The organism is Aeromicrobium flavum (genome assembly GCF_007992115.1).
Taxonomy (GTDB): domain Bacteria; phylum Actinomycetota; class Actinomycetes; order Propionibacteriales; family Nocardioidaceae; genus Aeromicrobium; species Aeromicrobium flavum.
The window spans coordinates 127,477-144,907 of sequence record NZ_BJZQ01000001.1; the positions used below are offsets into that span (position 1 = coordinate 127,477).

Sequence of the window (17,431 nt, forward strand, 5' to 3'; positions counted from 1 at the left end):
AGGCTAGGCCATCGGGCGACCTAGACTTCAGGGGTGCTACGACGACTCGACCTGCGTGACCAGACCGACGGATACCGCGACGCGGTGCCCCGCGCGGAGGTCGACGTCGAGCATGCGCTCGCGGCGGTCGTCCCGATCTGCGACGACGTGCGCGACCGGGGCGCGGCGGCCGTGCTGGACGCCGGCGAGCGGTTCGACGGCGTGCGCCCCGAGCGACTCCGGGTCCCGGCCGAAGCCCTCGAGAAGGCCCTCGTCGAGGTCGATCCCGCAGTGCTGGACGCCATCGACGAGTCCATCGTGCGGCTGCGCCTCACCTGCGAGGCCGAGCTGGAGCGCTCCGTCACGGTCGACGTGGCGCCCGGCGCCACCGTCGAGCGACGGATCGTCCCGATGCAGCGCGTCGGCCTGTACGTGCCCGGCGGGCTCGCGCCGCTGGTCAGCACGGTCATCATGAACGCGGTGCCCGCGCAGGTCGCCGGCGTGCCCGGCATCGCGCTGGCCAGCCCGCCGCAGCCCGAGTTCGGCGGGCTGCCGCACCCCACGATCCTCGCCGCGTGCGCGCGCCTGGGCATCGACGAGGTCTATGCCGCCGGCGGCGCCCAGGCCCTGGCGATGCTGGCGTACGGCACCGAGGAGAACGAGGCCGTCAACCTCGTCACCGGACCGGGCAACATCTTCGTCGCCGCCGCGAAGCGCCACCTGCAGGGCGTCGTGGCGATCGACGCTGAGGCCGGCCCCACCGAGATCGCGATCGTCGCCGACGCGACGGCCGATGCGGAGTTCGTCGCCGCCGACCTCATCAGCCAGGCCGAGCACGACCCGCTGGCCGCCGCCGTCCTGGTCACCGACTCGCTCGAGCTGGCCGCCGCCGTCGACGCCGAGCTGGAGCGCCAGGTGCCCCTGGCCCGTCACGAGGAGCGCATCCGCACCGCGCTGGCCGGGCAGCAGTCGGCGACCGTGCTGGTCCGCGACGTCGACCAGGGCGTCGACGTCGCCAACGCGTACGCCGCCGAGCACCTCGAGATCCAGACGGCCGACGCCGCCGGCGTCGCGGCGCGCATCGTCAACGCCGGTGCCGTCTTCGTCGGGTCGTTCGCGCCCGTCTCGCTCGGCGACTACGCGGCCGGCTCGAACCACGTGCTGCCCACGGCGGGATGCGCCTGCCACTCGTCGGGCCTCTCCGTGCGCGCATTCCTCAAGAACATGCACGTCGTCACGTACTCCGAGGCCGCGCTGCGCGACGTCGGCGACCGGGTCGTCACGCTGGCCGAGGCCGAGGACCTGCCGTCGCACGGTGCCGCGGTCACCGCCCGGCTGGGACGCGCGCAGTGAGCGTGCCGGCGTGGGTGCCGATCCGTGACGAGCTGCGCGAGGACGAGCCGTACGGTGCCCCGCAGATCGACGTCCCGGTCCGCCTGAACACGAACGAGAACCCGTACGGCCCGAGCGCCGAGGCGGCGGCCGACATCGCCGCCGCGGTGCAGGCGGCCGCGCTCGAGCTCAACCGGTACCCCGACCGCGAGGCCTGGGCGCTGCGCGAGGCGCTCGCCGGCTACCTCGGCCACGGCCTGACCTCGGCGCAGGTGTGGGCGGCCAACGGGTCGAACGAGGTCATGCAGCAGCTGCTGCAGGCGTTCGGGGGTCCCGGGCGCACGGTCCTGTCGTTCGCGCCGACCTACTCGATGTATCCCGAGTACGCCCGCAACACCCACACGCGCTGGGTCGCGGGACGTCGCAGCGACGACTTCTCGATCGACGTCCCGGCCGCGGTGGCGCTGATCGAGGCCGAGCAGCCCGACGTGGTCTTCCTCACCTCGCCGAACAACCCGACGGGCACGGCGCTGGCACCCGAGGAGCTGCGCGCCGTGCTCGACGCGGCGCCCGGCATCGTCGTGGTGGACGAGGCGTACGCCGAGTTCCGTCGCGCGGGCACGCCGACCGCGCTCGAGCTGCTGGCCGACCAGCGCCGGCTCGTCGTCACCCGCACCATGAGCAAGGCGTTCGCGCTGGCCGGTGGACGACTGGGCTACCTCGCCGCCGACGCCGCGATCGTCGACGCCCTGCGCATCGTGCGACTGCCGTACCACCTGTCGTCGGTCACGCAGGCCACGGCGCTCGGCGCGCTGCGCCACACGGACGAGCTGCTCGCGCAGGTCGACGCCCTGCGCACGACCCGCGACGAGACGGCCGAGTGGCTGGCCGGCCGCGGGTACGACGTGGCCGCGTCCGACGCGAACTTCGTCCTGTTCGGGCATTTCGCCGATCGTCACGCCGTGTGGGAGGGTTTGGTCGATCGAGGGGTCCTCATCCGCGAGGTGGGACCCGACGGTTGGCTCCGGGTGTCGATCGGCACCCCGGAGGAGATGCAGGCCTTTCGCGCCGCACTGATGGAGGTGGACCCCCGATGAGTGAGCGCCAGCGAGCGAACGATCCAGCACGACGAATCGTGCCGACGTCCTACTGTGCCTCGTCCTGGGCGGTGGCACGATGAGCAGGACCGCACGGATCGAGCGGAAGACCTCCGAGTCGCACGTCGTCGTCGAGCTCGACCTGGACGGCACCGGCCGCCACGAGATCAGCACGGGCGTGGGTTTCTACGACCACATGCTCACCGCGCTGAGCCGGCACTCGCTCATCGACCTCACGGTCCGCTCCGAGGGCGACCTCCACATCGACGCGCACCACACCGTCGAGGACACCGCGATCTGCATCGGCGAGGCAATCCGCGAGGCGCTCGGCGACAAGGCGGGCATCCGGCGCTACGGCAACGCCATGGTGCCGCTCGACGAGGCGATCGCGCAGTGCGTCGTCGACGTCTCCGGCCGGCCGTACTTCGTGCACACCGGCGAGCCCGAGCGTCAGATCACCGCGATCATCGGCGGCTCGTACATCGGGTCGCTGACGTCGCACGTCTTCGAGTCCATCGCGCACCACGCCGGCATCACGATGCACATGAACCTGATCGCCGGGCGCGACCCGCACCACATCGCCGAGTGCCAGTTCAAGGCGCTCGCGCGCGCCCTGCGCGCCGCCGTCGAGCCGGACCCCCGCGAGACGGGAATCCCCTCGACCAAGGGCGCGTTGTGACCCGTGTGACCGGAGCCCGCGCATGACGACCGTCGCCGTCCTCGACTACGGATCGGGCAACCTGCGGTCGGCCGTGCGCGCCGTCGAGCGTGCCGGGGGGTCCCGCGGGGTCGAGGTCGTCCTGACGTCCGATGCCCGGGTGGCCGAGCACGCCGACGGACTGCTCGTGCCCGGCGTCGGCGCGTTCGAGGCCTGCATGCGCGGCCTGCGCGAGGTCGACGGCGAGCGCATCATCGAGCGGCGCCTCATCGCCCACCGGCCCGTCCTGGGCATCTGCGTGGGCATGCAGATCCTGTTCGCCGAGGGCATCGAGCACGGCGTGCGCAGCAGGGGCTGCGGCGAGTGGCCCGGCACCGTCGAGAAGCTGCAGGCGCCGATCGTGCCGCACATGGGCTGGGACACCGTCGAGGCGCCCGCCGACTCGGGGATGTTCGCCGGGATCGAGTCCGAGCGCTTCTACTTCGTCCACTCCTACGGGGTGCGCGAGTGGCTCGTCGACGCCGAGGGCACGGCCTTCACGCCGCCGGGCGTCACCTGGACGCAGTACGGGGGCGACCGCTTCGTCGCGGCCGTCGAGCACGGCCCGCTGTGGGCGACCCAGTTCCACCCCGAGAAGTCCGGCGACGCCGGGCGCCGGCTGCTCGAGAACTGGATCGCCACGCTCTGACGGGGTTCAGGCGCGGTATCGCTCCGGCCGGTGGTTGAACGCCAGCACGAGGTTGAGGATCACCGCGCCCAGCGCGGAGAGCAGGACGTTGTCCCACGGCACGACGAGCAGCGCCGCGAGCACGACGACGACGTCCAGCCCCATCTGCACGTAGCCGGCGCGCAGCCCGGCCTGCTCCTGCGCGATCAGGGCCAGGACGCTGAAGCCGCCCAGGCTCGAGCCGTGGCGGAACAGGATGAGGATGCCGACGCCGGCGAGCAGGTTGCCGGTGGCGACGCCGTAGACGGGTGCGAGGTCCGGCGACGGGATCATCTCGGCGTGCAGGGCCGTGAAGGCCGACAGCAGCGCCACGGCGATCGCCGACCGGACCGTGAACGACCAGCCCTTCTTCCACAGCGCGAGGGCGAAGAACGGCAGGTTCACCACGATCAGGATGAGCGACAGCGGCAGCGACGCGGCGTACGTGACCAGCAGCGACAGTCCCGCCGTGCCGCCCGTGACGGCATGCGCCTCGTGCAGCAGGTGCAGGCCCAGCGAGGCCAGCCACGTCCCGGTGAGCACGCCGAGGACGTCCTCGGCGGCGGTGTGGGGGAGGGCGACGGCGGTGGGCTCGGTCGCATCGTCGAGATCGTGGGAGGCGTGCGGCGTGGGGGTGTCGTTCATGGCCTGCCCACTCTACGGAGCGTGGTCGATACGATCGCGGGGTGACTCTCGAACTCCTCCCCGCCGTCGACGTCGCCGAGGGACAGGCCGTGCGCCTGGTCCAGGGCGAGCTCGGCAGTGAGACGTCCTACGGATCCCCGCTCGACGCGGCCCTGCAGTGGCAGGCCGACGGGGCGGAGTGGATCCACCTGGTGGACCTCGACGCGGCCTTCGGCAAGGGCAGCAACCGTGAGCTGCTCGCCGAGGTGATCGGCCGGCTGGACGTCAAGGTCGAGCTCTCCGGCGGCATCCGCGACGACGAGTCGCTCGACGCCGCCATGGCCACCGGCTGCCGCCGGGTCAACCTGGGCACCGCGGCCATCGAGGACCCGGACTGGTGCCGCTCGGCGATCGCGCGCTACGGCGACCGCGTCGCGGTGGGCCTCGACGTCCGCGGACGCACGCTCGCGGCCCGCGGGTGGGTGAAGGAGGGCGGCGACCTGTTCGAGACCCTGGCCCGCCTCGACGCCGACGGCTGCGCGCGCTACGTCGTCACCGACGTCACGAAGGACGGCACGCTCACCGGCCCGAACCTCGACCTGCTGCGCCAGGTGTGCGAGCAGACCGACCGGCCGGTCGTCGCCTCCGGAGGCGTCTCCAGCCTCGACGACCTGCGCGCGATCGCCTCGCTGACCGGCATCGGCGTCGAGGGCGCGATCGTCGGCAAGGCGCTCTACGCCGGTGCGTTCACGCTGCCCGAGGCGCTGGCCGCGGTCGCGGAGTAGACATGACGGGCCTCGTGCGGTGGGACGGCTTCAGCGCCGATCCGCGACGGGCCGAGGTGGCCGGGATCCGGGCGGGCGACCTCGACCGCGAGACCGCGATCGAGGCGCTGCGCGAGGCGTACGCCGACGGCCGGCTCGACCGGGTCGAGTTCGACCAGCGATCGAACGCCGCGCTCGCTGCGACGCTCCTGGGCGAGTTCGTGCCGTTGCTCCGGGACCTCGAGCCGCCGGTGCCCGCCACGCGGTCGGTGCGTGAAGAGGCGCTGCGCCGGTACCGGCGGGAGACGCGCGACGCCCGCAACGGGGTGCTGGCGATCGGCACGCTGACGACGGGTGTCTGGGGCGCGACCGCCATCGCCGACGGGTCGCCGTACTTCTTCTGGCCGATCTTCCCGATCCTCGGGGTGGGGATCGGGTGGCTCATGCAGGTCGTCAACAAGGACGATCGCATCGAGCACCACGAGCGCAAGATCGAGCGCCGCCTGCGCCGGCACGAGGACCCGCCCGGCGAGGAGTGAGCCTCAGCAGCCGTCGCGCATGAGGTCGGGCCTGGTGCCCTGCGTGACCTCGACGAGGCTGACGGCGTCCTTCGGTCCGATCGACTCGGGGTCGGCGTCGAACAGGTAGCCCAGCCAACGCTCGCCGTCGGTGACGAACACGCCGGTCTGGCCGTAGCCGGCCTCGACGAGCTCGGCGGTCTCGTGCACCCCGGACACCTCGCGCAGGGTGCTGCCGACGCCGAGGCCGTCGGAGGTGCGCGGCTGCTCGCCGCGGATGCCGAGCGACACGACCGTGCCGTCGTCCTTGGTCAGCACGTCGAGCGACGACGCGTAGTCGGCCTTCCAGCCCAGCGGCAGGACCCGTCCACAGTCCTCACCGGGCACCTCGACGTCGGCCTCGAACAGTCCGGTGTCGAGCGCCTGCTGCTTCGTCATGCCGACGGACACGGGCCCGACCCGGCCCGGTGAGACGAGCAGCTCGTCGAGCGCCGGCAGGGCGGCGGGCGGCTCGGTGGTGGGGGTCGGGGTGGTGGGCGTCTCCGAGGGGGTCGACGACGTCGTCACCGAGGGGGTGTCGGCGGCGGGCGTGGGCTCGTCGTCGGGGGAGTCCGAGCAGGCCGCCAGGACCAGCGCCGCCGACGCCGCGACCACCCAGAGGCGGCTCGATCGGACGACGGACGCACGGACTACGCTCATGCGCGTGAGCCTAGCCGTCCGTGTGATCCCCTGTTTGGACGTGGACGAGGGGCGGGTCGTCAAGGGCGTCAACTTCGTCGACCTGCGCGACGCGGGCGACCCCGTCGAGATGGCCCGGGTCTACGACGCCCAGGGGGCCGACGAGCTGACCTTCCTCGACATCACCGCCTCCAGCAGCGACCGGTCGACGACCTTCGACATCGTCGGCCAGACCGCCGAGCAGGTCTTCATCCCGCTGACCGTCGGCGGCGGCGTCCGCACGCCCGAGGACGTCGACCGCCTGCTGCGCGCGGGCGCCGACAAGGTCGGCATCAACACCGCGGCGATCGCGCGCCCCGAGGTCATCGCCGAGATCGCGCACCGGTTCGGGAATCAGGTGCTCGTCCTCAGCGTTGACGCCCGACGTGCAGACGATCAGCCCAGCGGGTTCGAGGTGACCACCCACGGCGGCCGCCGCTCGGCCGGCATCGACGCGGTCGCGTGGGTGCGCCGGGCCAGTGAGCTCGGCGTCGGCGAGGTGCTGCTCAACTCCATGGACGCCGACGGCACGCAGGCCGGCTTCGACCTCGAGATGATCCGCGCCGTCCGCCAGGTCACCGACGTCCCCCTCATCGCCAGCGGTGGCGCGGGCCGGCTCGAGCACTTCCCGCCGGCCGTCGAGGCCGGCGCCGACGCGGTCCTGGCCGCCAGCGTCTTCCACTTCGGCACGCTGACGATCCCCGCGGTGAAGGAGACGCTGCGAGCCGCGGGACACGTGGTCCGGTGAGCACCGCGACGCTCGACACCCTCGGCGGCGACGGCACCGAGCACCTGACCCGGCGCGGGTTCGCCGTCGTCGGCCGCGGCATCGTCCGTCAGCGCGTCATGTTCACGTGGGCGGCGCTGGCCTCCCTGCTGTTCGGCGTCATGACGGTCGCCGACGCCTGGGTGCTGGGCTGGGCCACCGACCACGTCGTCACCCCCTCGGTCTCGGCCGGCGCCGTCACGTGGTCGACGCTGTGGACCGGCATCGGCCTGTTCGTGCTGGCCGCGGTGCTGCGCACCGTCGGTGTCGTGGGCCGCCGCCTGCTCGGCGGCGTCGTCTTCTTCCGCCTCGTGCGCGACGACCGCCTGCGCGTCACCCGCCGCTACCTGCAGCTGCCGCTGCGCTGGCACCACCGCCACCCCGCGGGTCAGCTGCTCAGCAACGCCAACGCCGACGTCGAGGCCACCTGGTCGGTCTTCATGCCGCTGCCGATGGCGCTCGGCACGATCGCCATGCTCGTCGCCGCGATCGTCACGATGGTGCTGGCCGATCCCGTGCTGACCGTCGTCGGCCTCGTCGTCATCCCGCTGCTGTTCGTGGCGAACGCCGTCTACCAGCGGGCCCAGGGCCCGCGGATCGCGCTGGCGCAGAGCCTGCGCGGCGACGTCTCCACCGTCGCGCACGAGTCGTTCGACGGCGCCCTCGTCGTCAAGTCCTTGGGCCGCGAGGCCGACGAGACCGACCGGTTCCGCGCCGCGAGCGAGCGGCTGCGCGACGCGGCGATCGCCATCGGCCGCATCCGTGCCGTCTTCGACCCGGTGATCGAGGCGCTGCCCAACCTCGCCGTGCTCGCCGTCGTCCTGATCGGCGCCCTGCGGGTGCGCTCGGGTGCGGCCGACGCCGGCGACGTGGTGCAGGTCGCCTACCTCTTCACCGTGATCGGCATGCAGATCCGGTCCTTCGGCTGGGTGCTCGGCGAGCTGCCGCGCGCCGTCGTGGGCTGGGACCGCGTCTCGCGCGTGATCGACGAGGACGACGCGATGGACTACGGCGACACCGACGTGCCCGGCACCGGCCCGGTCGAGCTGCAGGTCGAGGGCCTGGACTACAGCCACCCCGACGAGCCCGACACGGGGGTGCTGCACGACATCGCGTTCACGGTGCCCGCCGGCACGGTCACCGCGATCGTCGGTGGCACGGGCAGCGGCAAGAGCACCCTCGCGTCCCTCGTCACCCGGCTCGTCGACCCCGACGCGGGCGCGGTGCGGATCGGCGGCTCCGACGCCCGCGACCTCTCCCAGCACGCGCTGACCCGCGCCATCGCGCTGGTCCCGCAGTCCACCTTCCTGTTCGACGACACCGTCCGGGCCAACGTCGTGCTCGACCTCGACGTCCCCGACGAGCGGGTGTGGGAGGTGCTGCGGATCGTGCAGGCCGACCGCTTCGTCGCGGCGCTGCCCGCGGGCCTCGACACCGAGCTGGGCGAGCGCGGCACGTCGCTGTCGGGCGGCCAGCGCCAGCGGCTCGCGCTGGCCCGCGCGCTCGTCCGCGACCCGCGGGTGCTGGTGATGGACGACGCCACGAGCGCCCTCGACCCCGAGGTCGAGCAGCGGATCCTGCGCGCCCTCGCCGACCGCGACGGGTCCCCGACGACCGTCGTCGTCGCCTACCGCAAGGCCACGATCGGCCTGGCCGACGAGGTCGTCTTCCTCGACGCCGGCCGCGTGGCCGACCGGGGCACCGACGCCGAGCTGCGCGAGCGGTCGGCGGCGTACCGCAACCTCGTCGACGCGTACGACCAGGCCCGTGAGGAGGTCGACCATGAGTGAGACCCCGCAGCGCGAGGGCGGCGTCGCCGTCCTCCTGCGCGGCATGCGCCACAACCCCGAGATCACCGAGGGGCTGTGGCTCACCCTGGTGCTGGCCCTGATCAGCACCGCGGGCGGATCCCTGGTGCCCGTCGTGGTGCGCTCGGCCCTCGACGAGGGCTTCGGCACGGGCGACGTCGAGACCTCCACGGTCACGCGGTACGTCGTCATCGCGTCCGTGCTCATCGTGGGCATCGCGGCGACGGGCTACTGGTCGAAGGTGCGCATCTTCACGGCCAGCGAGCGCGGCCTGGCCAACCTGCGTGTCGCCGCGTTCCGGCACGTGCACGACCTGTCGATGCTCACGCAGAACACGCAGCGTCGTGGGTCGCTCGTCTCGCGCGTCACGTCGGACGTCGACCAGATCAGCCAGTTCCTGCAGTTCACCGGGATCATGATGATCGTCAGCGTCGGGCAGATGCTGGTGGCCACCGTGGTCATGGCTTTCCTGTCGTGGCAGCTCACGATCGTGGTCCTGGTCAGCTTCATCCCGCTGCTGATCAGCCTGCGCTGGCTGGCCGGCGCGATGTCGAAGGCGTACGACAAGGTCCGCGCCAGCGTCGGCGAGATGCTCGCCGTCATCGCCGAGCCCGTCGTCGGCGCCGCGGTCGTGCGCTCCTACGGCATCGAGGACCGCACACAGCAGCGCGTCGACGTCGCCGTGCGCGCCAACTACCGCAACAACATCCGAGCCCAGACGATCACCGCGGGCGCGTTCTCGGCCGCCATCCTCGTCGGCGGCATCGCCAACGCCGCGGTCCTGGGCGTCGGCGTGTGGCTCGGCGTCCTGGGCGACCTCTCGATCGGCACGATCGTCGCGTTCGTGTTCCTGGTCGGCCTCTTCACCGGACCCGCGCAGATGGCCACGCAGGTGATCTCCGAGGCGCAGAACGCCATCTCGTCGTGGCGCCGCGTGCTCGACCTGCTCGACACCCCGGCCGACGTCGTCGACCCGGGCCCGGAGGGCGAGGCGCTGCCCGCCGGCGACCTCGAGGCGCGCTTCGAGCACGTGTCGTTCGCGTACCCCGACGGCCCCACGGTGCTGGCCGACGTCGACGTGACGATCAAGCCGCGCCAGCGCGTGGCCGTCGTGGGCGAGACCGGCTCGGGCAAGACGACGTTCGCGAAGCTGCTGACGCGACTGATGGACCCGGCCGACGGGCGGGTCGTGCTCGGCGACGTCGACATCTCCCGCGTGGCGTTCGACGACCTGCGCCGGCACGTGCTGATGGTGCCGCAGGAGGGCTTCCTGTTCGACGCCACCTTGCGCGAGAACCTGCGCTACGGCTCGCGCACCGCCACCGACGACGACCTCGTGCATGCGGTCGAGCAGCTCGGCCTCGCCGACTGGTTCGCGGCGCTGCCGCACGGCCTCGACACCCGCGTCGGACAGCGTGGCGAGTCGCTGTCGGCGGGGGAGCGCCAGCTGGTCGCGCTCGTGCGCTCGGCGCTCGCCGACCCGGCGTTCCTGGTGCTCGACGAGGCCACCAGCGCCGTCGACCCGCAGACCGAGCTGCGCGCCACCCGCGCCCTCGACCGGCTGCTCGACGGCCGCACCAGCGTCACGATCGCCCACCGGCTCTCGACCGCCGAGAACGCCGACCGCGTGCTGGTGTTCGACCAGGGCCGCCTCGTCGAGGACGGCCACCACCGCGACCTCGTCGACGCCGGCGGCGTCTACGCGCGGCTGCACTCCTCCTGGGTCGCGCAGGCCTCACTGGGCTGACCACCGGCCCCCTGAGAGACTGGACGACGTGACCCCCTTGGATCCCGCGATCGCGGCACGGTTGAAGCGCGACGACGCCGGGCTCGTCCCGGCGGTGGTGCAGGACGCGACGTCCCGCTCGGTGCTGATGGTCGGCTGGATGGACGACGAGGCGCTGCACCGCACGCTGACCACGGGCCGCTCGACGTTCTGGAGCCGCAGCCGCGGCGAGTACTGGGTCAAGGGCGAGACGTCCGGGCACACCCAGCACGTGCGTGAGGTCCGGCTCGACTGCGACGGCGACACGCTGCTGGTCGTCGTCGACCAGGTCGGCGCCGCCTGCCACACCGGCGCCACCACGTGCTTCGACGAGGACCTGCTGACATGAGTCGGATCGTCGAGCGCAACCTGCTGGGCCCCTCGGTGCTTCTCCTGCTCGCGCTCGGCGGCGGCACGCTGCTGGCCGTCCGCGCCGCGTGGGCGTCCGCGACGGCGTCGACCGCCGGGCTCCCCGAGGTCGACCTGTCCGTCACCGGCGCCGACGTGGTGCCGGGCGCGGTCGGGCTGGCGGTGCTCGTCATGGCCGCCGCGGCCGGCGTGCTCGCAGCCGGACCGATGCTGCGCCGCGTCATCGGCGTGCTCGTCGCCCTCGCCGGGGTCGCAGGGGCCGTGCTGACCTCGCGGACCGGCTCGGCGATGGAGACCGCACGCCAGCGCGCGCTCGACGAGGCAGCCGTGTCCGGGACCGTCGTGGACTGGGACGGCACGACAGCTCAGGCGTTGGCCGTCGCCGGTTTCGTGCTGGTCGCGGGGGTCGGCGTCCTGATCGCCTGGCTGGGTCCGCGGTGGGCCACGATGGGCCGCAAGTACGAGGCGCCCGCGGTGCGCGAGGCCGACTCGAGCGACCTGTGGAAGGCCATGGACGACGGCGTCGATCCGACCGTCTGACGACCGAGTAGGCTGTCGTCGAACCACCCCCAGCACCGCTAGGAGCAACCCCCATGTCGCACGGATCGTCGCCGGCCGCCTGGACCGCCGTCCTTGTCAGCCTCGCCGGCTTCCTCGTCGGCGGGATCGGCCTGATCCCCGAGCCGAACTGGGTCGTCTTCACGATCGGCGTCGTCCTGGCCGTGGGCGCGCTGCCGCTGGGCAAGGTCATGTCGCTCGCGGGCTTCGGCACCAGCCGGGTCGACAACAGCGCTCCGGCGGAGAAGCACTGACCCTCCCGGTCACCACGCCGGCCGCCTCGCGCGGCCGATTGTTGCGTGCCCCGGCGGTCGCCGCCGCCGGCGGTGCCCTGGCCCTCGCGCTGGTCCACGTCCGCGATCCTCACGTCGACGGCGCGTACGGCTTCTGTCCGTTCCTCGTCCTCACCGGCCTGCCCTGCCCCGGGTGTGGCGGCCTGCGTGCGGCCAACCTGCTGACCCGCGGCGACGTCGCCGGTGCGGTCTCCAGCAACCTGTTCGCGGTGGTCCTCGTGGCCGTCGCCGCCGTCGCCTGGTCGGTGTGGTTCCTGCGCCGGCTCCGCGGCCGTCCGGCGCCGTTCCTGACGTGGTCGGCGCGCACGGTGACGATCGCGGGCCTGCTGGTCGTCGCCTTCGGGGTCGTGCGGGTGACACCGTGGGGCGCCTGGCTCGCCCCCTGACCCTCAGCCCGGGATGAGCCCGTCGAGCACGACCGCGACGACGGAGCCCACGAGCGACAGCGAGCCGAGCGCGATGGCGGCGACTCCCACCCACAACGCGGCCGTCGCCATCGTGGTGTCGGCGGCGGGGCCGTACCAGGCGCGGGCCCGGTCGCGTGCGCCGCGGGCGAGCACGATCGCCCCGATCCCCGCGCCGATCGACAGCAGGCCGCAGCAGCACCCGGCGACGATGCCGATGATGCCGACGGCGAGCGCCCACGTGGCCTGCTGGTCGTCCGGGGCGGCCGCCTGGCCGGGACCCCACGGGTACGAGCCGCCCGGGGGCGGGGGATAGCTGCTCACGCGAGGAGCCTAGAGCAGGCCTCAGGCGACCGGCTGCCCCTGGAACCGGCGGTAGGCGTACGCGGTCGCGACGGACACCACCGGGAAGACGACGAACAGGCCCAGCCCGCAGGCGCAGATCGCGAGGACGAACAGCACCCCCGACAGCAGGGCCAGCAGCAGCGTCTGGCCGACGTTGGCGGACACCAGCTTCACGCTCGACGAGATCGCGTCGAGGGGCGACTGGTGCTGGTCGACCACGAACAGCAGCGCGAACCAGGTCAGGAACGCGAAGATCACGCCCGGCACGACGCACAGCGCCAGGCCCACCGTGATGCCGACCGAGAGCAGCAGCGAGGTCAGGACGACCGGACCGACCGGCACCCGGGCGATCGCGTCGGCCAGGTCGAAGCGGCGCCCCTCGGCCTCGTCGAGCGCTCCGCGGTACACGAATCCGCTGATCACCAGGGAGAGGAAGGTCGAGACGAGGTTGCCGAGGGTGCCCACCACGCCGACGCCGGAGATCGGGTCGCTGCCGGAGAACGGGTCGGCGGCCGGGGCGACGAACCAGCTGAGCCCACTGGCCAGCACCGTCACGGCGAACATGGCCAGGCCCGCGATGAGCCACTGGCCGGGATTGGCCACGAACTTGCTCCACCCGTACGCGATGGCGTCGGTCGCACTGAACGGCTGCGCCGGCCCGGGTCCGGCGGGCGGCGGAGGCGGCGGGAAGCCCCCGGAGCCGTACCCGCCCGAGCCCCAGCCGCCGCTCCCGCCTCCGGGCGGGGGAGGGTAGGAGGTGCTGCCGTACGTCGGCGGGGGCGGTGGGACAGGCGCGTCCGGGTCCTGCGGATCAGGGCCGGTGGGCGGCTCGTGCGTCGACATGGGGCGAGCCTAGGGACGATCCGCGGCTCCGTACATGCCCGAGCCCCGGTTTCTGCCCCGAAACGGAGGGTGCGTGCCGGTTCGTCGTCGGGCGGGGATACGCTGGTGGTCAGTTCGGGCCCGAGACCGAACAGGGGAAGGAGAGTGCGATGAGCGTGCTCGACGACATCCTGGCCGGAGCGGCCGAGGACCTGGCGGAGCGCCAGGCTCGTGTCAGTCTCGACGAGCTCAAGCAGCAGGCGGCCAAGCAGCCGCCGGCCCTCGACCCCATGCCGGCGTTCCGCGCCGAGGGCGTGTCGGTGATCGCCGAGGTCAAGCGGTCGAGCCCCAGCATGGGCGCGCTCGCCGACATCAAGAACCCGGCCCAGCTCGCCGCCGACTACGCGTCCGGCGGAGCCGCCGCGATCAGCGTGCTCACCGAGCTGCGCCGCTTCAACGGCACCCTCGACGACCTGCGCGCCGTCCGCGCCCAGGTCGACGTGCCGGTGCTGCGCAAGGACTTCATCACCACCTCCTACCAACTGTGGGAGGCCCGCGCCGCCGGCGCCGACATGGCCCTGCTGATCGTGGCCGCGCTCGACCAGAACGCGCTGGCCTCGCTCATCGACCGGGCCCGGTCCATCGGCCTGACGCCGCTGGTCGAGGTGCACGACGAGCCCGAGGTGCAGCGCGCGCTCGACGCCGACGCCGACCTCATCGGGGTCAACGCCCGCAACCTCAAGACCCTCGAGGTCGACCGCCAGACCTTCGAGCGGCTGGCCCCGCAGATCCCCGACTCCGTCGTCAAGGTCGCCGAGTCCGGTGTCCGCGGCCCGCACGACGTGATCGAGTACGCCCGCTTCGGCGCGAACGTGGTGCTGGTCGGCGAGACGCTGGTCAAGGGCGACGACCCGCGCGCCAGCGTCGCCGACCTCGTCGCCGCGGGTCAGCACCCGGCGCTGCAGCACCGATGGCAGCCGAGCTGACGCCCCAGCTCTCCTCGCCGCCCCCTCTCCCAGGACGACCATGACTGACATCTCCGGCCGATCGCCGTCGCGATCGGCACTTCCCGACGGCCCCGGCCACTTCGGTCGCTTCGGCGGCCGCTTCATGCCCGAGGCGCTCATCGCCCCCCTCGACGAGATCACGCGCGAGTGGGAGGCCGCCCAGGCCGATCCCGCGTTCCGGGCCGAGCTCGACCGGATGCTGCGTGAGTACGCGAACGTGCCCAGCCCCCTGTACGAGGCGCACCGCTTCTCCCGCGCCGTGGGCGCGCGCATCCTGCTCAAGCGCGAGGACCTGAACCACACCGGCGCGCACAAGATCCGCAACGTCATCGGCCAGGCGCTGTTGGCCAAGCGGATCGGCAAGCCGCGCTGCATCGCCGAGACCGGGGCGGGCCAGCACGGCGTCGCCTCGGCCACCGCCTGCGCCTACCTCGACCTGGACTGCACCGTCTACATGGGCAAGGTCGACACCGAGCGCCAGGCGCTCAACGTCGCGCGCATGCAGATGCTGGGCGCTGAAGTCATCCCGGTCACCACCGGCAGCGCCACCCTCAAGGACGCGATCAACGAGGCGCTGCGCGACTGGGTCACCACGGTCGACACGACGCACTACCTCTTCGGCACCGCCGCCGGACCGCACCCGTTCCCGACGATGGTGCGTGAGCTGACCCGCGGCATCGGCGACGAGGCCCGTCAGCAGGTCCTCGAGCTCACCGGCAGGCTGCCCGACGCGGCGGTGGCCTGCGTGGGCGGCGGGTCCAACGCGATCGGCCTGTTCACCGCGTTCGTCCCCGACGAGAGCGTCCGGCTGGTCGGCATCGAGGCGGGCGGCGACGGGTTCGAGACCGGTCGCCACGCCGCCACCATCACCGCCGGCGAGGTCGGGGTGCTGCACGGCGCCCGCTCGTTCCTCCTGCAGGACGAGGACGGCCAGACGATGGAGTCGCACTCGATCAGCGCCGGTCTCGACTATCCGGGTGTCGGCCCCGAGCACGCGTACCTGGCCGACATCGGCCGGGCGCAGTACGTGCCCGCCACCGACGCCGAGGCCATGTCGGCGTTCGACCTGCTCTGCAAGACCGAGGGCATCATCCCCGCGATCGAGTCCGCCCACGCCCTGGCCGGCGCGATCGCCCTCGCCCGCGAGATGGGCCCCGACGCCACGATCCTGGTCAACCTGTCCGGACGGGGCGACAAGGACGTGCACACGGCCGCGAAGTACTTCGGCCTCCTCGACGAGAACGACCGGGCGGAGACCGACGGATGACCGTGATCGACGACCTCCTGGCCCGCACCCGGGCCGAGAACCGCGCCGCCCTGGTGGGTTACCTGCCGGCCGGGTTCCCGACGGTCGACGGCTCGATCGCCGCGATCGCGGCGATGGTCGAGGGCGGGGTCGACCTCGTCGAGGTCGGCCTGCCGTACAGCGACCCCGTCATGGACGGGCCCACGATCCAGGCCGCCGCCGAGGCGGCCCTCGTCAACGGCACCCGCGTCGACGACGTGTTCCGCGTCGTCGAGGCGTCCGCCGCCACCGGCGCGCCCACGGTCGTCATGACCTACTGGAACCCGGTCGAGCGCCGCGGCGTCGACCGGTTCGCCGCCGACCTGGCGTCCGCCGGCGGAGCGGGTCTCATCACCCCCGACCTCATCCCCGACGAGGCCACCGAGTGGGAGCGCGCGTCGCGGGAGCACGGCCTCGACCGGATCTACCTGGTCTCGCCGTCGTCCACCGACGAGCGCCTCGCGATGACGGCTGAGGCGGCCAGCGGCTTCATCTACGCCACCGCGGTCATGGGCGTCACCGGCCAGCGCCAGGAGACCAGCAGCCTCGCCCCCGAGCTGGTGGGGCGGCTGCGAAAGGTCACGGACAAGCCGGTCGGCGTCGGTCTCGGCGTCAGCAACGGCGCCCAGGCCCACGAGCTCGCGGCCTTCTCCGACGCCGTGATCGTCGGCTCGGCGCTCGTGCGGTGCCTGCTGGACCAGCCCGACGAGGCGTCCGGACTGCGGGCGATCCGCGACCTGGCCACCGACCTGCGCGCCGGCGTCGAGCGGGACTGACGTGGGCATCGCGGCCTCCATCCCATCGCCCGACCAGGCGATCTGGCACCTCGGCCCCCTCCCGCTGCGCGCCTACGCGCTGTGCATCATCGCCGGCGCGGTGGCGGCGATCCTGATCGCCGAGCGCCGCTTCGTCGCGCGCGGCGGCCGGGCCGGCGCGATCGGCGACATCGCGATCTGGGCGATCCCGTTCGGCATCGTCGGCGGCCGGATCTACCACGTCCTGACCGACGCCGAGCTGTACTTCGGCGAGGGCCGCCACCCGGTCGACGCGTTCAAGATCTGGGAGGGCGGCCTCGGCATCTGGGGCGCCGTCGCCCTGGGCGGCGTCGGCGCGTGGATCGCCTGCCGCCGCTACGACATCGACTTCCTGAAGATGGCCGACGCGCTCGCCCCCGGCCTCCTCGTCGCCCAGGCGATCGGCCGCTTCGGCAACTGGTTCAACCAGGAGCTCTTCGGCCGCCCGACGACCGTGCCGTGGGCCCTCGAGATCGATCGGCAGTACCGGCCCGACGGGTACGAGCAGTTCGCCACGTTCCACCCGACGTTCCTGTACGAGGCGCTGTGGAACCTCGCAGCGGCCGTCCTGGTGGTGTGGCTCGGCCGGCGGCTCACGCTCACGCACGGCCGTGTGTTCGCGCTCTACGTGATGCTCTACACGCTCGGCCGCGGCTGGATCGAGATGCTGCGGATCGACACCGTCAACCACCTCGGCCCGTTCCGGCTCAACGTCTGGACCTCGATCGTCGTCTTCTGCCTGGCCCTGGCCTACTTCCTGTGGGCCCGCCGCCTCCGCGGGAGCGCTGAGCGTGACGTTTCCGGGGCCGACACGCCGTAG

At 72.9% G+C, this 17,431-nt stretch carries 21 protein-coding genes; 17 read left to right on the forward strand and 4 right to left on the reverse strand.

Features of this window, described 5'->3' with window-relative positions; all coding sequences use genetic code 11:
- Positions 1 to 33: 33 nt before the first annotated feature.
- The 4 genes from hisD (at position 34) to hisH (ending at position 3,754) form a co-directional block, all read left to right on the forward strand.
- On the forward strand, positions 34 to 1,332 hold the full coding sequence (hisD, locus tag AFL01nite_RS15420; RefSeq protein WP_146825163.1) for a histidinol dehydrogenase: 1,299 nt from the start codon (positions 34 to 36) through the stop codon (positions 1,330 to 1,332).
- Positions 1,329 to 2,408 carry a histidinol-phosphate transaminase gene (locus tag AFL01nite_RS00655; RefSeq protein WP_246119532.1) on the forward strand — a complete coding sequence of 360 codons (1,080 nt, stop codon included), beginning with the start codon at positions 1,329 to 1,331 and terminating at the stop codon, positions 2,406 to 2,408. Before hisD ends, AFL01nite_RS00655 begins: the two co-directional genes overlap by 4 nt.
- Positions 2,409 to 2,487: 79 nt before the next feature.
- A complete protein-coding gene (gene hisB / locus AFL01nite_RS00660) occupies positions 2,488 to 3,087 on the forward strand; it encodes an imidazoleglycerol-phosphate dehydratase HisB (RefSeq protein WP_146825165.1) in 600 nt (199 codons plus the stop codon).
- 22 nt (positions 3,088 to 3,109) lie between these two features.
- The gene (gene hisH, locus AFL01nite_RS00665) at positions 3,110 to 3,754 is read left to right on the forward strand and encodes an imidazole glycerol phosphate synthase subunit HisH (protein WP_146825166.1); all 645 of its coding nucleotides are present in this window, start codon (positions 3,110 to 3,112) and stop codon (positions 3,752 to 3,754) included.
- Between the two features lie 6 nt (positions 3,755 to 3,760).
- Here the strand turns inward: hisH and AFL01nite_RS00670 are convergent, their stop codons facing one another.
- The gene (locus AFL01nite_RS00670; RefSeq protein ID WP_146825167.1) at positions 3,761 to 4,417 is read right to left on the reverse strand and encodes a YitT family protein; all 657 of its coding nucleotides are present in this window, start codon (positions 4,415 to 4,417) and stop codon (positions 3,761 to 3,763) included.
- 41 nt (positions 4,418 to 4,458) lie between these two features.
- Here AFL01nite_RS00670 and priA point away from each other — a divergent pair, with 41 nt between their 5' ends.
- Complete coding sequence (gene priA / locus AFL01nite_RS00675; RefSeq protein WP_146825168.1) at positions 4,459 to 5,181, forward strand: bifunctional 1-(5-phosphoribosyl)-5-((5-phosphoribosylamino)methylideneamino)imidazole-4-carboxamide isomerase/phosphoribosylanthranilate isomerase PriA; 723 nt, start codon at positions 4,459 to 4,461, stop codon at positions 5,179 to 5,181.
- A gap of 2 nt (positions 5,182 to 5,183) precedes the next feature.
- Entirely contained in the window at positions 5,184 to 5,699 is a 516-nt protein-coding gene (locus tag AFL01nite_RS00680; RefSeq protein ID WP_146825169.1) for a DUF1707 domain-containing protein, read from the forward strand.
- A gap of 3 nt (positions 5,700 to 5,702) precedes the next feature.
- Here the strand turns inward: AFL01nite_RS00680 and AFL01nite_RS00685 are convergent, their stop codons facing one another.
- Positions 5,703 to 6,377 (reverse strand): hypothetical protein, encoded by a 675-nt coding sequence (locus tag AFL01nite_RS00685; protein ID WP_146825170.1) that lies wholly within the window; start codon positions 6,375 to 6,377, stop codon positions 5,703 to 5,705.
- Between the two features lie 4 nt (positions 6,378 to 6,381).
- Between AFL01nite_RS00685 and hisF the strand changes: the two genes are divergently transcribed.
- The 7 genes from hisF to AFL01nite_RS00720 are packed head-to-tail and all read left to right on the forward strand — an operon-like array spanning position 6,382 to position 12,340.
- Positions 6,382 to 7,143 (forward strand): imidazole glycerol phosphate synthase subunit HisF, encoded by a 762-nt coding sequence (hisF, locus tag AFL01nite_RS00690; RefSeq protein ID WP_146825171.1) that lies wholly within the window; start codon positions 6,382 to 6,384, stop codon positions 7,141 to 7,143.
- Positions 7,140 to 8,951: an ABC transporter ATP-binding protein gene (locus tag AFL01nite_RS00695; RefSeq protein WP_246119533.1), complete on the forward strand. Its 1,812-nt coding sequence runs from the start codon at positions 7,140 to 7,142 to the stop codon at positions 8,949 to 8,951. Before hisF ends, AFL01nite_RS00695 begins: the two co-directional genes overlap by 4 nt.
- Positions 8,944 to 10,716: an ABC transporter ATP-binding protein gene (locus tag AFL01nite_RS00700; RefSeq protein WP_146825172.1), complete on the forward strand. Its 1,773-nt coding sequence runs from the start codon at positions 8,944 to 8,946 to the stop codon at positions 10,714 to 10,716. The genes AFL01nite_RS00695 and AFL01nite_RS00700 overlap by 8 nt, the downstream gene beginning before the upstream one ends.
- Before the next feature lie 28 nt (positions 10,717 to 10,744).
- Positions 10,745 to 11,083: a phosphoribosyl-AMP cyclohydrolase gene (gene hisI, locus AFL01nite_RS00705; protein WP_222593339.1), complete on the forward strand. Its 339-nt coding sequence runs from the start codon at positions 10,745 to 10,747 to the stop codon at positions 11,081 to 11,083.
- On the forward strand, positions 11,080 to 11,643 hold the full coding sequence (locus AFL01nite_RS00710) for a Trp biosynthesis-associated membrane protein (RefSeq protein WP_146825173.1): 564 nt from the start codon (positions 11,080 to 11,082) through the stop codon (positions 11,641 to 11,643). The genes hisI and AFL01nite_RS00710 overlap by 4 nt, the downstream gene beginning before the upstream one ends.
- A gap of 53 nt (positions 11,644 to 11,696) precedes the next feature.
- Complete coding sequence (locus AFL01nite_RS00715; RefSeq protein WP_146825174.1) at positions 11,697 to 11,915, forward strand: HGxxPAAW family protein; 219 nt, start codon at positions 11,697 to 11,699, stop codon at positions 11,913 to 11,915.
- A gap of 41 nt (positions 11,916 to 11,956) precedes the next feature.
- Positions 11,957 to 12,340 (forward strand): DUF2752 domain-containing protein, encoded by a 384-nt coding sequence (locus AFL01nite_RS00720; RefSeq protein ID WP_186813761.1) that lies wholly within the window; start codon positions 11,957 to 11,959, stop codon positions 12,338 to 12,340.
- A gap of 3 nt (positions 12,341 to 12,343) precedes the next feature.
- Here AFL01nite_RS00720 and AFL01nite_RS00725 read toward each other — a convergent pair whose 3' ends face one another.
- Positions 12,344 to 12,682, reverse strand: a complete 339-nt coding sequence (locus AFL01nite_RS00725) for a hypothetical protein (protein WP_146825176.1) — start codon at positions 12,680 to 12,682, stop codon at positions 12,344 to 12,346.
- A gap of 21 nt (positions 12,683 to 12,703) precedes the next feature.
- Positions 12,704 to 13,546: a DUF2189 domain-containing protein gene (locus AFL01nite_RS00730; RefSeq protein ID WP_146825177.1), complete on the reverse strand. Its 843-nt coding sequence runs from the start codon at positions 13,544 to 13,546 to the stop codon at positions 12,704 to 12,706.
- A gap of 149 nt (positions 13,547 to 13,695) precedes the next feature.
- On the opposite strand from AFL01nite_RS00730, the gene trpC reads away from it, so the two are divergent.
- Genes trpC through lgt form a run of 4 tightly spaced genes read left to right on the forward strand, consistent with a single transcriptional unit; the run spans position 13,696 to position 17,431 of the window.
- Positions 13,696 to 14,511, forward strand: a complete 816-nt coding sequence (gene trpC, locus AFL01nite_RS00735) for an indole-3-glycerol phosphate synthase TrpC (protein WP_146825178.1) — start codon at positions 13,696 to 13,698, stop codon at positions 14,509 to 14,511.
- Positions 14,512 to 14,551: 40 nt separating this feature from the next.
- The gene (gene trpB / locus AFL01nite_RS00740; RefSeq protein ID WP_146825179.1) at positions 14,552 to 15,799 is read left to right on the forward strand and encodes a tryptophan synthase subunit beta; all 1,248 of its coding nucleotides are present in this window, start codon (positions 14,552 to 14,554) and stop codon (positions 15,797 to 15,799) included.
- Positions 15,796 to 16,593, forward strand: coding sequence for a tryptophan synthase subunit alpha (gene trpA, locus AFL01nite_RS00745; RefSeq protein ID WP_146825180.1), 798 nt, complete (start codon positions 15,796 to 15,798; stop codon positions 16,591 to 16,593). The genes trpB and trpA overlap by 4 nt, the downstream gene beginning before the upstream one ends.
- 1 nt (position 16,594) lies before the next feature.
- On the forward strand, positions 16,595 to 17,431 hold the full coding sequence (lgt, locus tag AFL01nite_RS00750) for a prolipoprotein diacylglyceryl transferase (RefSeq protein ID WP_146825181.1): 837 nt from the start codon (positions 16,595 to 16,597) through the stop codon (positions 17,429 to 17,431).

What these genes read in the sequence shown, in the direction of transcription:
- AFL01nite_RS00680 (WP_146825169.1), top strand. Translation starts at nt 5,184, where the DNA reads ATGACGGGCCTCGTGCGGTGGGACGGCTTCAGCGCCGATCCGCGACGG.
- hisH (WP_146825166.1), top strand. Translation starts at nt 3,110, where the DNA reads ATGACGACCGTCGCCGTCCTCGACTACGGATCGGGCAACCTGCGGTCG.
- trpB (WP_146825179.1), top strand. Translation starts at nt 14,552, where the DNA reads ATGACTGACATCTCCGGCCGATCGCCGTCGCGATCGGCACTTCCCGAC.
- AFL01nite_RS00670 (WP_146825167.1), bottom strand. Translation starts at nt 4,417, where the DNA reads ATGAACGACACCCCCACGCCGCACGCCTCCCACGATCTCGACGATGCG.
- AFL01nite_RS00700 (WP_146825172.1), top strand. Translation starts at nt 8,944, where the DNA reads ATGAGTGAGACCCCGCAGCGCGAGGGCGGCGTCGCCGTCCTCCTGCGC.
- AFL01nite_RS00685 (WP_146825170.1), bottom strand. Translation starts at nt 6,377, where the DNA reads ATGAGCGTAGTCCGTGCGTCCGTCGTCCGATCGAGCCGCCTCTGGGTG.
- AFL01nite_RS00715 (WP_146825174.1), top strand. Translation starts at nt 11,697, where the DNA reads ATGTCGCACGGATCGTCGCCGGCCGCCTGGACCGCCGTCCTTGTCAGC.
- trpC (WP_146825178.1), top strand. Translation starts at nt 13,696, where the DNA reads ATGAGCGTGCTCGACGACATCCTGGCCGGAGCGGCCGAGGACCTGGCG.
- AFL01nite_RS00730 (WP_146825177.1), bottom strand. Translation starts at nt 13,546, where the DNA reads ATGTCGACGCACGAGCCGCCCACCGGCCCTGATCCGCAGGACCCGGAC.
- trpA (WP_146825180.1), top strand. Translation starts at nt 15,796, where the DNA reads ATGACCGTGATCGACGACCTCCTGGCCCGCACCCGGGCCGAGAACCGC.
- AFL01nite_RS00710 (WP_146825173.1), top strand. Translation starts at nt 11,080, where the DNA reads ATGAGTCGGATCGTCGAGCGCAACCTGCTGGGCCCCTCGGTGCTTCTC.
- hisB (WP_146825165.1), top strand. Translation starts at nt 2,488, where the DNA reads ATGAGCAGGACCGCACGGATCGAGCGGAAGACCTCCGAGTCGCACGTC.